Origin of the sequence: Psychrobacter sp. G, assembly GCF_000418305.1 — a bacterium.
GTDB lineage: Bacteria > Pseudomonadota > Gammaproteobacteria > Pseudomonadales > Moraxellaceae > Psychrobacter > Psychrobacter cryohalolentis.
Genome location: NC_021661.1, coordinates 1,649,986 through 1,665,406 on the forward strand (window position 1 = coordinate 1,649,986; position 15,421 = coordinate 1,665,406).

Annotated in this window: 13 protein-coding genes and 1 pseudogene; 2 read left to right on the forward strand and 12 right to left on the reverse strand. The window is 37.1% G+C overall.

The window, feature by feature from the left end; genetic code table 11:
- The first annotated feature begins 159 nt into the window (after positions 1 to 159).
- Positions 160 to 2,787 (forward strand): AAA family ATPase, encoded by a 2,628-nt coding sequence (locus PSYCG_RS06855; RefSeq protein ID WP_011513694.1) that lies wholly within the window; start codon positions 160 to 162, stop codon positions 2,785 to 2,787.
- Between the two features lie 65 nt (positions 2,788 to 2,852).
- Here PSYCG_RS06855 and PSYCG_RS06860 read toward each other — a convergent pair.
- The 6 genes and pseudogenes from PSYCG_RS06860 to PSYCG_RS06890 all read right to left on the reverse strand — a co-directional run bounded on the left by PSYCG_RS06860 (position 2,853) and on the right by PSYCG_RS06890 (position 10,503).
- A pseudogene (locus tag PSYCG_RS06860) lies at positions 2,853 to 3,889 on the reverse strand (IS256 family transposase).
- Positions 3,890 to 3,991: 102 nt separating this feature from the next.
- The gene (locus PSYCG_RS06870) at positions 3,992 to 4,441 is read right to left on the reverse strand and encodes a hypothetical protein (protein ID WP_020443541.1); all 450 of its coding nucleotides are present in this window, start codon (positions 4,439 to 4,441) and stop codon (positions 3,992 to 3,994) included.
- Positions 4,438 to 6,783, reverse strand: a complete 2,346-nt coding sequence (locus tag PSYCG_RS06875) for a hypothetical protein (RefSeq protein ID WP_020443542.1) — start codon at positions 6,781 to 6,783, stop codon at positions 4,438 to 4,440. The genes PSYCG_RS06870 and PSYCG_RS06875 overlap by 4 nt, the downstream gene beginning before the upstream one ends.
- Before the next feature lie 5 nt (positions 6,784 to 6,788).
- A complete protein-coding gene (locus PSYCG_RS06880; protein WP_011513699.1) occupies positions 6,789 to 8,369 on the reverse strand; it encodes a site-specific integrase in 1,581 nt (526 codons plus the stop codon).
- Positions 8,359 to 9,747, reverse strand: coding sequence for a site-specific integrase (locus PSYCG_RS06885; RefSeq protein ID WP_011513700.1), 1,389 nt, complete (start codon positions 9,745 to 9,747; stop codon positions 8,359 to 8,361). The genes PSYCG_RS06880 and PSYCG_RS06885 overlap by 11 nt, the downstream gene beginning before the upstream one ends.
- A 282-nt stretch (positions 9,748 to 10,029) precedes the next feature.
- Positions 10,030 to 10,503, reverse strand: a complete 474-nt coding sequence (locus PSYCG_RS06890; protein WP_020443543.1) for a hypothetical protein — start codon at positions 10,501 to 10,503, stop codon at positions 10,030 to 10,032.
- A gap of 223 nt (positions 10,504 to 10,726) precedes the next feature.
- Here PSYCG_RS06890 and PSYCG_RS06895 point away from each other — a divergent pair, with 223 nt between their 5' ends.
- On the forward strand, positions 10,727 to 11,401 hold the full coding sequence (locus PSYCG_RS06895; RefSeq protein ID WP_020443544.1) for a hypothetical protein: 675 nt from the start codon (positions 10,727 to 10,729) through the stop codon (positions 11,399 to 11,401).
- 126 nt (positions 11,402 to 11,527) lie between these two features.
- Here the strand turns inward: PSYCG_RS06895 and PSYCG_RS06900 are convergent, their stop codons facing one another.
- From PSYCG_RS06900 to PSYCG_RS06915, 6 genes are all read right to left on the reverse strand, one after another.
- Positions 11,528 to 12,283: a zinc-dependent peptidase gene (locus PSYCG_RS06900; protein ID WP_020443545.1), complete on the reverse strand. Its 756-nt coding sequence runs from the start codon at positions 12,281 to 12,283 to the stop codon at positions 11,528 to 11,530.
- Between the two features lie 97 nt (positions 12,284 to 12,380).
- Entirely contained in the window at positions 12,381 to 13,391 is a 1,011-nt protein-coding gene (rhuM, locus tag PSYCG_RS06905; RefSeq protein WP_020443546.1) for a RhuM family protein, read from the reverse strand.
- Positions 13,392 to 13,476: 85 nt separating this feature from the next.
- Positions 13,477 to 13,635 carry a helix-turn-helix domain-containing protein gene (locus tag PSYCG_RS13225; RefSeq protein WP_020443547.1) on the reverse strand — a complete coding sequence of 53 codons (159 nt, stop codon included), beginning with the start codon at positions 13,633 to 13,635 and terminating at the stop codon, positions 13,477 to 13,479.
- A complete protein-coding gene (locus tag PSYCG_RS13330) occupies positions 13,636 to 13,818 on the reverse strand; it encodes an AraC family transcriptional regulator (RefSeq protein ID WP_144061763.1) in 183 nt (60 codons plus the stop codon). It lies immediately after the preceding gene.
- Positions 13,819 to 13,889: 71 nt separating this feature from the next.
- Complete coding sequence (locus PSYCG_RS06910; RefSeq protein WP_011513706.1) at positions 13,890 to 14,093, reverse strand: hydantoinase B/oxoprolinase family protein; 204 nt, start codon at positions 14,091 to 14,093, stop codon at positions 13,890 to 13,892.
- A gap of 362 nt (positions 14,094 to 14,455) precedes the next feature.
- Positions 14,456 to 15,406 (reverse strand): EamA family transporter, encoded by a 951-nt coding sequence (locus PSYCG_RS06915; protein WP_020443549.1) that lies wholly within the window; start codon positions 15,404 to 15,406, stop codon positions 14,456 to 14,458.
- Positions 15,407 to 15,421 lie beyond the last annotated feature (15 nt).

Consider the following 15,421-nt stretch of genomic DNA (forward strand, 5'->3'; position numbering starts at 1 on the left):
CATGGAGAATATTAGGGTTGATTTTTTAAAGGTGTCTGCTGACACCGACTGTTAAAACCTTCAGGATATTAATGTTTTATTTGCTGCTAGAACTACTTTTATTATGTAATCATTTGCATATAAGTTTAAATCAGGATGATTCTGATTAAGAGGGAAATTATGCTTAAAAACGAATACTTACGCTTTATGAACACTATAAAACTAACTGCAGCGCCAAATGTATCAAAGATGGCTAATTTAATTCTCGCTAATTTTGATGAGTTGGCGTTATTGGGCACGCATCAAGGTCAGCGAGTAAGAAAAATAGTAGAGCTAACAGTTACAAGCTGGAATCAGTTATCCGATGAAATCTCACAATCACCAAAAGGTAGTTCTAAAGCTAATCCACTTATAAAGAGAATAGTTTCTGTAGAAGTGGGTCCATTTCGGGGTTTTGCTAAAGAAGAGGTATTGATTCTTGATAGCAATATAGTTCTTATATACGGTCCTAATGGGACTGGGAAAACGAGTTTCTGCGAAGCATTAGAATATGGGTTACTTGGAAGTGTTGCTGAGGCTGATAACAAGAGATTTAAAAATCAAGATAAATACTTTGAAAATGCCCATACAGAAAGCTTTACTCGTCCCATTCTTTTAGGTCGTAATGATCAAGACGAAGAAATAGAAATAGAATTTGACCAAGAGCTTTACCAGTTTTGTTTTATTGAAAGAAATCGTATTGATAGCTTCTCACGTATAGCAGCTCAGCTACCAGCTAAGCAAACAGAGCTTACCTCAACCTTATTTGGTCTTGATGCATTTAACGATTTTGTAAAAGGTTTTTCATTAGCAATTGATCAGAAATATATAGACTTGGTTGGGAAAAAAGCAGAGGAATTGAGAGTTAAAGAGCGAGAAACTGACATTCATGTTAGAAATAGACATCAGTATCTGGCTGATCTACAAAAAATAAAAGAAGATGAGAATAGCCTAGCTAGAACATATAAAGACGGTTATACCTTTTTGCAGATGGATGATGAGCTTAATGGAAAACAGGGTAGTAGTGGGGAAATAAGTCGTATCGAAGCAGAGCTTCAAAAGCCTATAACATCTAAATCTAACCTGAACCTAGACTCTATGAATAGCGTTCGACGAGAAATTAGAAATGCTTACTCTAGAATTATGATAAATAATCAGGAGTTAATAGACAACTCAACACAAATTTCATATAAAAGGTTGTATGAATCAGTACGTGTATTGCAAGATGAAAGCGCTGATAAGTGTCCTGCTTGTGAGACTCCAATAAATTTATCGACTAGAAATCCCTTTGCTAATGCCATTCTAGAGCTAGAAAAATTAGAGCACCTTGCCAGAATTCAAGATGAAATACATCTTGAAAAAAAGACACTTAGCGATTCACTAGTAAAGTTAAATAGTATTATTACAGTTTGTGATAACTATTCCGATAATGATTTTTTAAAAGAATATTTAAAGGAAAATTCTTCAGAATTAGATATTGAATGGTTTCATAGCTTAGAAAATTCCAACTCTAGTGCTCATGCACCAATAGTCTTAATAGAAAGAATAATAAAGAATCAAATGTTAGAAGATTCAAAGATCACTCAGAAATTAGAAGAAAAACGAATAAATAACAACGGTTTAGAGAAAATAAGGGCTATATCCAATCAAATAATAAAACTTAAAGTGAATAAAGAAAATATTAATGAGCAACTAAAAAAAGCTGATGATTTTATAGCTAAATTTGAAAAAGATAATGCTGAATTAATCGAAGATGTTAACTCAGAAAAAGAAGTGATAGCTAATAATATTCTGATTGCTGAATCTTACAACTTATTGATTATATCTCTAAATGATTATAAGAATAACTTACCTATTGATTTAGTTGCAGATTTGGGTGACATGACTACTAAATTATATAATGCCTTTAATAGATACGATCAGCCTGAGGAGATGATCGGGAGGATAGATTTACCACTTGCACAAGATGAAAAATTATTAATATCTTTCCAAACAACACCTGCTAAGAAACATGATGCATTACATGTACTAAGCGAAGGACATATTAGGTGTTTAGGTTTAGCCATCTTACTCGCAAAAAATATTAAAAATAATTGCCCTTTGATTATATTTGATGATCCTGTAAATTCTATAGATGATGAACATCGGAAGGCTATTCGTGAGACATTATTTAAAGATAGTTTTTTCAAAGATAAACAAGTTATTTTAGCGTGCCATGGCGAAGAGTTTTTCAAAGATATACATCAGACTATTGGAAAAAAAGCTGCAGAAGAAACTGAATCATATATTTTCTTACGTCAAAAAGGTGAAAATCATATACAAGTCACCTCTAAACATCGTCCTAAAAATTATATTCTAGCAGCATCGGAGTTATACTTTAATGGTGAGTATAAGGATGCCTTAATGTCATCGCGTCGTGCTTTGGAATACTTATGTGACAAAGCATGGTGGCACTACAGCAACAATTGTCATATAAGGGATCCGGCTATCAGTGTCGTTAGACGAAACCCTAAAGCACCTTGGGATTTAAACGCATTAGCTGCAAATATATGTTCTAAAATTAAAAAAGCTAAAGTAGATGTTCCAAATAAAGATGAAATAATTATAAGTCTCGACTTACTGCTTGGTCTGGGTAAGGATGAAGGTGGTTTACATTGGGCTTATCTAAACAAAGGTACTCATGAAGAAGAGGATCGTGAAGAATTTGATCACATTACTGTAAAAGAAATAATTGAATCATTAGAAAGAATAGATTCCTCTTTACTGTAGTAATGATAGTATGTTGAAAGCTAAGTATATTCTTGAGATCATCCCAGATTCTGTGTAACTGCCGTTTAGATTAAATGCTTACTGATACGGTCATCAAACATAATCATAAAGCGATTAAGGGCAGACGTCCAGTTACGAATGGGCATCGACCACTTTTTAGATGCCTGCTGGGTTGCTAAGTACACCACTTTAAATGCCGCCTGATCAGATAGGAACACCTTACGCTTATTCACCGCCGTTCGAATCACACTGTTTAGAGACTCTATCGCATTGGTGGTATAAATCGCTTTTCTGATGTCTTTAGGGTAACCAAAGAACACTTTTAAGCCTTCCCAGTTATTGCGCCAAGACTTGACCACATGTGGGTACTTATCGCCCCATGTTGCGTCGAAGGATTCAAGATTGGCCTCTGCTATCTCATGCGTATCAGCGCCATAGATGGCCTTTAAGTCAGCGGCTACGGCCTTCTTATCCGTCCAAGGCACAAACTTCATTGAATAGCGCACCATGTGCACGATACACAGCTGAACCTGAGCATTGGGGTAAACGGTATTGATGGCATCAGGAAAGCCCTTTAAACCGTCGACACAGGCGATTAGGATGTCTTGTACCCCGCGGTTTTGCAATCCAGTGAGAACCCCTAGCCAGAACTTAGCGCCCTCATTCTCTGATAGCCACATACCAAGCAGCTCTTTTTTACCGTTAAGAGCGACACCTAACGCTAAGTAAATGGCTTTGTTGATGATCTGCTTATCTTGACGGACTTTAACGACAATGCAGTCTAGGTAGACAATAGGATAAACACTGCTCAGCGGCCTATTCTGCCAAGCGGTGATGTCCTCTAAGATTTTGTCAGTGACTCTTGAAACCAAGCTGCTTGAGATATCTACATCGTAAAGCTCTTTAATGGTTTCGACGATTTCATAGGTTTGTCTGCTTTTTCATGCTTAGGGTAGCCAAGATGTTCTTCCATCTCAGCTTCTAGGGCAGTGTCGATGAAGGATTGCATGAGCTGCTTCTGAAAGTCTTTGATGTCATCGAAGCTATTCATGCTACCAGCCATTTGCTCGGCCAGTTTTTTAAGGTCAGATTGAGTAGTCATTGCTTATTCTCCGGTTAGTGAATTATAAGCAGTTACACACTTTTTAGAAAAGGCTCTTTTAGGTCTTTGTTAGTATCTTAAATATATTTATTCTAAACCTATTTAGTCTTTATTTCTCATTTCTCTAATAATATGAGGTGCTATAATTCTTTCAGTGCGAACTGATGTCTTACTATTAACCTCTTTAATAATTGCTATTAAAGTCATTGTATTTTCAGAAAGTCTATCTTCGAGATTAGCGATCTTCTCTTTTAACCTAGCATTCTGTGAAACAAAAGCCTCTCGAGTTCTCCCATTAATATACTGCTGCTTCTCTTTATTCTTTAAATTTAAAGGACTTAATTGCTTGTCTATATAGTATGAAATTAGATTGTGACGTTCAAGCGATGTACTTTTGCTTAAAGTGCTTAAACCGCCTCTTATTATACCTTTGCATACTAATCTCTGATGTAACGCCGAAGGGGAGATAGGCGAATTTTCGAAGCCTTCTTCTAACATGGTAAGTAATTCCTTCTCAATAGCATCATCTAATGCTCTACCACGTAATGTCATTTGCTTAACTCCTTCTGAGCAAGATGTTCAAACGCAAATAGATCGGCTAAAGTGCTAATATGCCTAGATTCAATTTTGTTATTGGTTCCAGCATAGATATTAATTGTATTTTTATTTGAAAGAGATTTTTTAGTAACTTTTTCAAGATGTATAACGTGATCTAACTGGTTACTTACTTTTTTAAGAACCCCTTTACGCTCAGGGTTTAATAAAACTATCTCTTCTGCTTCAATTAAAAGTCGCTCTAATTTGTTTTTTAAAGCAATTATCTTATATATTTCATCAGCTCGCCCAGTGAGTGTGAAGTGGCTACAAGACTCTCCGCTTTGGCATTTCACTCCATATGGACAGCTCCATAAACCAACATCATAAGTGCAAGATCCAAGTTTTAATGGATGTAAATTAGTATGTCTAAAAATCATTTCTTCTGCTGCAGAACTCCCTTCATCATTTTCAATATCATCAAACGCAGCTTTTAAATCTTCAAAAAGATCTTCTTGAAATGACATCTTAATAAAATTAGATTTTTCATACTTATTATCGAATGTGTGTAAATTAGCTTTAAGATTTAATTCAGTGTCTAAGTTCTGTGATAAATGAATAGAGCCTATTCTTTTAATTACTTCAATTGGTGTCAGCTCAGACAACTCATCATTTATTGTTCTATCTTCTTGAATAGTATAGGGTAAGACAGAAGCACCAGTTTTAAGGTGTTCAATAGCTAAATGCTTGTAGTGCTGATTTTGAGTAATATCTATACGGCCCATCAACATAGCTTGTAAATGGTCGGCTATCTCAGCTATAGCAAGAAAGGTATTAATATTGTGCCTAGGAATATGACTTGTCAATCTTGTATAATCACTATTAGATTCCTTTAAGTCGTATTTCTGGAAAATAGATACAGATTTACTAGCACCTAAAAAATCATTTATTATTTTATTGTCAAATGGTATAGGAGTCGATTTATATACTAATGTTCTACGAATATTGGTAGACCCGCGAGCATGAATAAACAGTAAATCTTCGTAAGGGATTTTATTATTTTTCTGATTAGTATTCCATACAACAGTACATAGATTAGTAGTCTGATTTTGATCGTCAATAAAGCTTTGAGCGACGAATTCGTTAAGATTTGCTTTCGAAAAAAACTCTTGTCTATCTTTTTTTATAGAAATTAACCTAGCATTCCTTAACGTCTTACGTACCTTATCACGACGCCCCCCTCGGCCTCTATTATCTGATTTTGTGCCAATTATAAATCTATCTATATCGTCTAATTCCACAAAATCAGAATTTATTAGCTCAATTTCTTTAGGTAAATAACTGGAAAATTTATTAACTCTTAAGTAAATCAGATGTTCACGTAATGGTTGTGTCAAATCTTTAACAGTATCAAAAATAGTTTCGACCAAAGGTACTGAAGAAGGCTCCAACCAGTGAATTCTTTCGCCAGCACCTTTAGCACCAATATATTTAATTCCTAGGAAGTAGGGGCGTAACCCTTTATTTATTAATCTGTTTTTGGTATCTAAGTCTTCAATCTCTCTTCTAATAAGGCTGTCTTTTCTTAAATTGATAGCTTCAATGGATCTAAAGCCTGTAATGATGAGTAGGATAACTAAGTTTAATAAAATTCTTTCACCACGGTCCTCACATTTATGAATCAGATTAACTATGTTCAGAAACGTATCAATAGTAATTAATTTCTGCTTATCTTCAATATTTTTATCATCAATAAAATCTTGTTCTTTAAGGTTCTGTAGCTCCTTTGCTTTTCTTGTGTAATTAGAATTATTTGAATATGTTGTACTATTTTGGAAATTCAATGGGGTTAGACAAAAGGCATAACGATTTATTAGGTTTTGTAAACTGACACATCTGCCTAAGGTGTCAGCTACATTAGAATCGTTATTTTTAGATGAGATGGTATACAAGTCCATCGCATGATGGATAACCTCTGTATTTAAGTAAATCGGATGCTTTCTATCTGTTAATTCTAGCAATGAGTTATACCAACGTTTTAATATTATTAGATTAGCAACTGCCACAGTCGTAGATATAGATTGCTTCTTGCGATAAATAGCAACAATGATTGATTTCATAAAATCTTTATATTCTTTACTATTAATAATTATTTTAGATTTAATGCCTTTCATTCGATCACTAATGTTGTCAAAAGTTAAAATTCCTTTGCCACTTCCTTTTAACCACCCTGTACCATATGTTCCTATATTCCAGGCATCGTTGTCCCAATTATGATGGAAATCTTTAGAGAGGTTTGATTCAAAAAAAGTTTTCTGCTCACTAATAAAAGAAGCGTAGTTCTGAAAAATATTATCCATTTATATCACTCCACATTAGTTAACGTAATAGCATTTGGATTTATTGCAATGCTTTTACATCGTGCGATAACTGATTTAATTTCTTGGCTAGTTGCTTCATATACTTGAATTAACGGATTTTTAGAGTTACCGACTGAGTCAGATAACTCTATTAAGTCAAGATGCTCTCTTTCTACACTTTGCAATACTGAATTATGATTACCTTCTTTGAAGGGGTTAAAATATAAACACCCGTAACATGATCGAACTTCAGAGAAGGGGCATTCATCATATGAACGATTACAACCGCCTAGTTCTGAGTAAAGGGTATTGTGCACAATCCCACTAACCTGATTACCTTGCCATTCAGATTTTGAGACAATGGCACCAGTTAATAGCATTGAGATCATATTTTGCCATACAGGGTTATTCCCTAAAGATTTTTCTCGAACTAAAGCTAGTTCTGGTGTTGCCAAAATATAATGCTTAGCGGCCACTAAAGAGTTGTGTCCCATTATATGAGCAACTTCTTCTGCACTTGCTCCTGTCATTGCCAAAGAGTGTCCTACATTGTGACGGAAATCAGAAGAGGTGTAATGAGGCTGTACCATATTATTACTTTCAATAGCTTTACGAGTTTCCAGAGGTGCGAACCTCACCATTTGTCTGTTAATAGCTTCATTAACAAATATAATGGCATTGCTACCAATATTGAACAACTGGTCTCCTTTATTTCTCTGAGTCCTAAGTTCATATTCCAACATAATTCTGGCTAACTCAGGTGGAATGGCAATTAGGATCTTATCAAGTATGAGTTTTTGCTGTTTTGCATAAGGTATCGCTATGCTGTAACGCATTAGGTTGCTTCTTTTTGATTTGGAGTCTAAATTAATGTCTCCGACGGCTAGTCTAGCTAACTGTACAGGTCGGATACCACAAACATAACATAGGCCTAATACAGCACTGTCTTGTAATTCACCAATTGGCACTTTATCTGAGCTATTACTTGTAATACGAAAAGATAATTCATGTATGCCTTTAATTATAAGGTTTTTATCATGATCTTTTAGAACTGCATCAATATTTTGATAATTACTCCATGAGTTATTAATTGGTCTCGGTATAAACTCTAGATCTTCTAGATTATCAATATCGAACTCCGGAAAATCAATTCTACAAAGAGTTTTAATAAAGAATAAGAAAAAGTAAAACTCTCTACTGTTAGTAGTTCTCTTCATAAAATCCATAGATTTTGAATAGGATATGGAGCTTGACTTTATGTTAAACGAGAAAAATAAGGTTAAAATATTATTAAGATGACTCAGGCCTATTGGTGAGTTCTTACTTACGAAACAAGCTAGTATATATTTTTTTAGCAAAACCTCATGTTTACCACCTATGAACTGAACCGAGGCTTTTTGACCAGAAAAAGTAAACGTCCATTTATCTTTTTTTGTATTTATATATTTATCATCAAACTCAGATGCCGTTTTAAATAATAGGGCAGTGGGTATATTTAATTTTTTAATAACTGTAATTTGCTGAGGTGTAAATGTATTTCTAGGGTCAAATTTAATATTAGTGTAAACAGTCCTATTAATAGTCATTTGACGTATCCTCAAAATAAAAATCTGATTCAATTGTGTTGTTTAATGTATGGATTCTTCTTAAGTTTTCCTTATTAGCATTTTCGGAAATAAATCGTTTTGCATATAAATCTGGCATTATGCTATTAGCATGCCAACCGGCAAGCATTCGAAGCTCATCCTTAGCATCTTCCATAATTCCATTGTTAGTAAAATCAATATTGGATCGCCCTGAAAGCCTTATAATCTCATTATATTTTTTGTTGTAAGTATTTTTTAGCATTGAGTAAGCCCATGTGTGTCGAGCCGTATGAGGGGTAATCTTTTTCATACAACCTAAATATTGAGAGTCTGTGAATTGTGGAAAGTGAGTAGTAAGGGCCTCATCAATTTTTTTGAATATTAGATAAATAGCATCATATGATAAAGGCTTATAAGGCTGTCTAAGTGTCGTGAAAATAAGCTGATTATTTTCTTTAGAGTTAGGTCTTACTTTACTAATATATTGTAGTAAACATTGATAATCTGTCTTATCTATAGCTATAGACCTGATGGAGTCCTTAGTTTTAATTGAAGGTTTACGGTATCTATTATCTTTTGAATTATCAGACATCGTAGTGATAATTAAGTAAAAGCTGCTACCGTCTTTACTGGTCTTGATAGAGGAGTTCTCGAGGAGCATTAGTTCAGATACACGTAAGCCGTAATTTAATAAAATACGTACAATAACAAAGTTACGTATTTGATTTTCAAGAATTCTGAAGGGGTTTAATGGATTAATTTTTTTAGATGAACTAGGCATTATTATTTTATACAACATATTTACCATCTCATCTGTAAGGCTATCGAACCCTTGATGGCTATTGACCTCAGTCGTAATTCTACTTTTTGAAATCTTCTTATAATTATCAGTATTAGACTTTAAGGAAACTAGAAGTCTATTTTGATGCCTTAATATTTCTTTAGGGCTTTCTTTGTAATGATAGGAATTAACGTATTTAATAGATATATACTTAATAAAGCGTGCAAATGCACGGACACGCTCTGCGTTGGTAAAAATATTTGAAACAGAGCTATGTTCTAGCGAAATTAGATTTGGTGAGTAAATGTGGCCGCCATTAAGATAATGGAAAAAGTCGTCAAGCTCATTGATTGCAATTGAGGGGTCGTGATTTGACTGATTGAAGCTATAGCAGAATGTACTATCAAACTTTTGATGCCAAAAATTATAAAAGAATTTGATTGCTCGCAAAGTAGATTCTTGGGTAGATACTGATCTCAGATTAAGCCTGTCTATTGAATACATCAAAGGGTAGAACAGAGGCATTTTTGTCTGTTCATCGAATAAGATTAATACATTATTGTCGTTGCCTACGGCAATCCTAAATAGTTCAAACATACCATTAACCGTATAAGCTAAATAATTATGAATAATTTAACTTATAAACATTGCGCGATTACTGGAGAACTGTTCTTTTATTTAGATCCCTTGATAAATAAGGCTGTTTGACATATTGATGAACTTATTAACTGATAGACCTAGTTTAACATAATATACATTATGCGAAAACAAACCAACGGCTTTATAATTTGGGAGCATCATATTTTGTATAATGCTATTTGCTAATCATCCCATTGATTTCTATCAGCAGCTATTTGATGTCGATATATTGATTTCTAATTAAGGACAGTTTTTAAGCAAATGCGCTCGTAAAGATGTTCCATCCTCATCTAAGATTACATCCGCCACTTGGCACGCAGAATTATCACAGGACAATTCATAATAAACATCATGGCCATGCGCTAAGCTGACTTGGACCAAGCCTCTGGTTGTCACTGAAAATTGCTTATCTTGTGTATAATCAGGATCTTGAGAATTCCACAATACATCATAACCCACATGACAGGATGTTTTTGCTTTAGCAAAGTAATCTTGCTCACGCTGCATGGCAGCCTTTAGATCCGGATTGGCATATTGTTGTAATACCACTGGGTTATCCATTCCTTCATTATTCACATCCTGCTGGTACATCTTAGCGACAGTATCGATTTTCATGGCAAAAGCTGTCTGTAACGGCTGCGTTAGATTGGCAGTAGCCGTGATAGCAGAAAACCCTATTGCGAGCATCATTATAGAAAATATCATTTTTTGCATGGCACCCTCCATGAAATATGACGTTTTAAGTGTTATATTCATTAAATCACATACAAGCTACCACTTTACTGCTTAATTGTGTCTATCGAGTTTATTAAAAAAACTGTTTACACAGCACCATTATAAACTTTGATGCGTTATTAGTACTATTGACTGGTAAATATACATTGGATCTAGTATGTGTTTTAGAATGACTTAAATAAGCTACGATAAGGATATTGTTATGATGCCATCTACTCGTTCTAATATTTTTCAGTCTTATCTTTATAAGCTATCAACCGCGGCGGGTTTTGGTTTAGTGCTAGCAATCACAGGGTGCCAATCTTCTGCTGAATCCAACGCCAGCACTCCAAATCAATCAACTGGCAACCCATCTGTACCTATAGTCTCAGATATGAGCCAGCAAACGCTCAAACAGCAAGCACTGCGTATCCAGCGCGCTCTTGCCAATAATGATTTTTCTAGAATCACAGATGATATTCACCCAACTCGTGGCGTACGTTTTTCGATGTATGCTTACGTAAGGACTGATACGGATAAAGTCTTTAGCCGCGAGCAGTATGCTCAGTATCTACAACAATCAAAAATTCGTTTTACTTGGGGCGAAAAAGACGGTACTGGCGAGGCATTGGTAGTACCACTACCAGAATATCTAAGAACTTGGATCGATGCTAAAAAATATAATAATGCGCGTATAACTATCAACGAGTTTGAATCTCGAGGCAATATGATTAATAACGTCAATGAGGCTTATCCAAAATCAGATGTGGTAGATTTTCATTATAAAGGGACAGCTGAATATGATGGTATGGACTGGCGTGGTATTCGCTTAGTATTTGATGACTATCAAGGGAAACGCTACTTGATTGGTATCGTCAACGATAGATGGACAGTGTAATAAAAAGATTAAGCGTTTGATTCATTAGAAGTATTTCATGATATTAGGGCAATGCATCGTTTATGATGCACCGCCCTTTTTGTTTGCTTCAACTATTATATATTTACTTTTTGATATACATAAATCTTACGGTCTTGGCTCAAGTGGCGTTTGCCGAAAAAACTTCACCATTATCTCGTAAATATCAGGATAAGCATCAATCAGCTTTTGCGGCGTCTCAAAAAACACTTCACTCAGTACCGCAAAAAATTCCGCAGGATTGGTGGCACCATAGCGATCGAGACCTGATTTATGATGGCTTTGAAAATCCTCAAAGTCGCGGCTCATAATTTCAGTCCAGCGCGCAGGATCCATATCCGGTTGCAGCGGCGGAAAGCCATTAGCGCGACCATTTAGCATATCAAGCTTATGCACAAACTCATGAATGACGACATTATGCCCATCACGCTCGCCTGAGTGTTTGGCATCCTTCCATGACAGTATAATGGGACCACGCAGCCATGCTTCGCCGCTACGATGCTGACTGCCCTCATGGACGATACCCAACTCATCTACGGTGCTGGTTTCGCTTTTGTAAGAACCCGGATAAATAATAATGGCCGACCAGCCAGCGTACCATTCAAGGCTTAGGTTTAAAATAGGCAGACAAGCTTGCAAGGCGATAGATTGCTTGACCGCATCGGTAATCTCGAAACCCTGCGCGCCAGTAATCGACTTATCCGCCAAAAACAACGTCGCCAGCTCAAACAAGCGTGTTAGCTCATCCTCGTTTAGCCTCTCAAGTATCACAATACGCTTGGCAGCTTGCAGCCAGTCAGCATGGGTAAACTCGCTGTTGTCCAATATGCGCTGCTCGCGCCAGTCTTTTATCATGCTAAACATATTGAATTTCCTTTAATTTTGTCGTTAGACTGTGCTTTTTATTATTGGCGTTATGTGTTTTTAAGAGGTTAAGTGATGCTGACAATAAGCCTATTTATCAAGATTCTAATGACAGCATATTCATAATCAATTTAATCAAAGTTTCTTTTTGGTTGGGGTCAGACTCGGCAACCAACAAGGTTAATGCGGCAAGCCCGGTGTTATTAATAACCATGTCACCTTTATCATTGAGCAGTCGATTATTCCGATGCAAAAAATCTACAAACAAAAAAGCGCCGCTGCGTTTATTGCCATCGGTAAAAGGATGATTTTTGACCATAAAGTACAGTAAGTGCGCCGCTTTACTCTCGATGGTCGGGTATGCAGGCTCGCCAAACACCGTCTGCTCTAAATTACCCAGCACACTGTCCAACCCGTCACCGCGAGGCTTGGCAAATAGCTCAGTCGCCTCACCTCTATCTATCAGCTGCGCTTTCAAATCCGTCAGCGCTGCCATCGCCTCAGTCGGACTGGGTAAGATACCGCCATCCTCCCCTGCAGGATTATCAAGCAAACCTTCATCATAGCGCTGTAACCATAAGAATGTCTGTGTATAACGACTGATAATCTCAACCAAGCCGCGACCTTCATCGGTTTTCAGCTCGGGACTTTGCGCGGTTTTTCTGATTAAATTTAATGCTTGTTGTAGCTCGCTCGAGTTTTTATCAAAGCGCTCTTGATTAAGCGTATAGCCTTGGACCAAGTATTCACGTAGGCGCTGAGTTGCCCATATACGGAACTGAGTACCTTTTTTGGAATTAACCCGATAACCCACAGAAATAATAGCATCTAGATTGTAAAAGCGAATGTTACGTCGAACCTGTCGATTTCCCTCTTGACGAACTACCGAGGATTGCTCGGTAGTTGCTTCTAGGTCTAACTCACCTTCTTTATAAATATTCTTTAGATGCAATCCTATGGTATCAGAGTCTTTTTCAAACAGCGTCGCCAATTGGGCTTGCGAGAGCCATAGAGTATCGTGCTCTAAACGTATCTCTATCTGCGCCTTTCCATCGGCGCTTTCATAAATCTCTACTTTTGCTGTTTTAGCATTCGTAGCATCAGTCATCTTGGTTTTTCCTTAACTTAATATACGCGCTTATGCTCAATTCATAAATCATACAGCGACTACGTGACAGAGTACATAACAATGACTATCCTGTACTTGGAGTATCTCGCGGCGTATAACCGAAATGCTGCTTATAAATGCTTGCAAAGTAACCTTGGTCACCATAACCGACTCTATGCGCCACTTCATCGATGGTTACGTAACTTTTGGTTTTTAAAATATGATTGGCCTGCTTTAAACGCAATTATTTTACCCATTCCGAAAAACTATAGGGCAACTCAACAAACAGCTTATGCAAGTATCTGACCGATATATGACAAGCAGCAGCGACCATCGCTGGGGTTAAAGCGGGGTTTTCTAGGTGCAGATGGACGTAATGCTTGATGCGCTTTAGATGCACCGACTGTATGGAGGATCTGGTACTCATCATCACCTCTTTCGGGGCGCTCAATGTCAATACAATAAGGTTAAGCAGCTGTTGCTCTAGGATTTTAACCTTCAATGAATGGGAATGTCTTGCCCTTGCAAAATCATCTCAGGCAAATGATCAAACAGCGCATTACTGTAGTCATGGGCTAAGTTGAAGACACTAGAGCGGGCGGTTTTTTCTAAGGTGGTTGTCATCTCACGCTGCGCCGTTTCTAGGGCGCCACGTACGACAGACAAGGTAATAGGATCTATAGAAGGGTGAGCGTTGCTCATGAAAGACTCTTTGTCGAGAAATTTGGGTCAGAATAAGCGCATTTATATAAGAGAAATAAGAGAATATGCTGGTCTATATGACCATTTATCCTTACCCTTCAGCGCGCGCTTTATCTGGCTTATCATCTATCCTAATGATCAAGCTTTTTCACTATAGCGAGGTTTTGGCAAAATAGATTGACTGTGCGTGCAGAGTTTTTGACTGTGAGTGTACAGATGTAGTTATAAGCAGCCTGTTTTCATCTTTATCATAGTGGGATATAAAGCGTTTAAAATAAACAAAGAGCAATGCCTCATATGTGATGCACCGCTCTTTTTGTCTATTCTTACTAACCCTATAGGAAGCTATAATTTATTTACTACTATGCGTGCGCAGACTTCCTGCCTAGGCCCATCTTCACATTAGCCAAAATCAGTCCAGATAAGATGAGCACCATTGCTAGCATCTTCCACCATGTAACCACTTCTCCTATGAGCAGCACTGAAGTCGCCATACCGAATAAGGGCACCAGTAAGGCAAATGGCACAACCTTAGAAGCGATATTTTTACTAAGCAAATGCGCCCATAGTCCAAAGCCGATCAGGGTTGAGACATAGACGATAAATCCAAGCGATAACCAAGACTTGAAGGACGCCTGCGTAAATGTTGCGAGCGTCCATGCCTCATTTTCAAATAGTAGAGAAGATAACGTCAAAATCACACAGGCGATCAGACCGCCCCATACCACTAGTGATAGCGCAGACAGTGCCGATGTCTTATTTGAAGCTTTGTTGTTATTAACAGGCGAAGCAGTAGAAATATTACTAGCGCTTTGCTGTGTTGAGGCTTGTTTTGAAGCAATATTGCCAAAGCTCCAACCTATGGCTGCAATCAATATGCAGATAAAGCCAACCAAGGGCATATCACCACCAAGGTTAAGCGCAATGACACCCAAACCTAGTACACCGACCAGCATACCGATAATCTGCATGCGACTCACAGCCTCACCTAATATGATATACGCCAGCAAGACGGTAATAAAAATTTGAACTTGCAACAACAGCGCCGTCAACCCTGCCGATGCACCCAAATGCATGGCGGTGAATACAAAGGCATACTGCATAACAAACGTACCAATAGCATAGATAAATAGCGTACGGTTGAATTTGGGGGGGGGTTTAAGGAACAAAACCAACGGCACAGCAGTAAAGAAAAAACGTAGCGCGGTTAACATCAGTGGCGGAAAGCTTTCGAGCGCCCATGCAATAAAGGTAAAGTTTACACCCCAAATAAAGGCAACCAATACAGCTAGAGCGACGTGTAGAAGGGTCATAGGCTTATCCTAGAA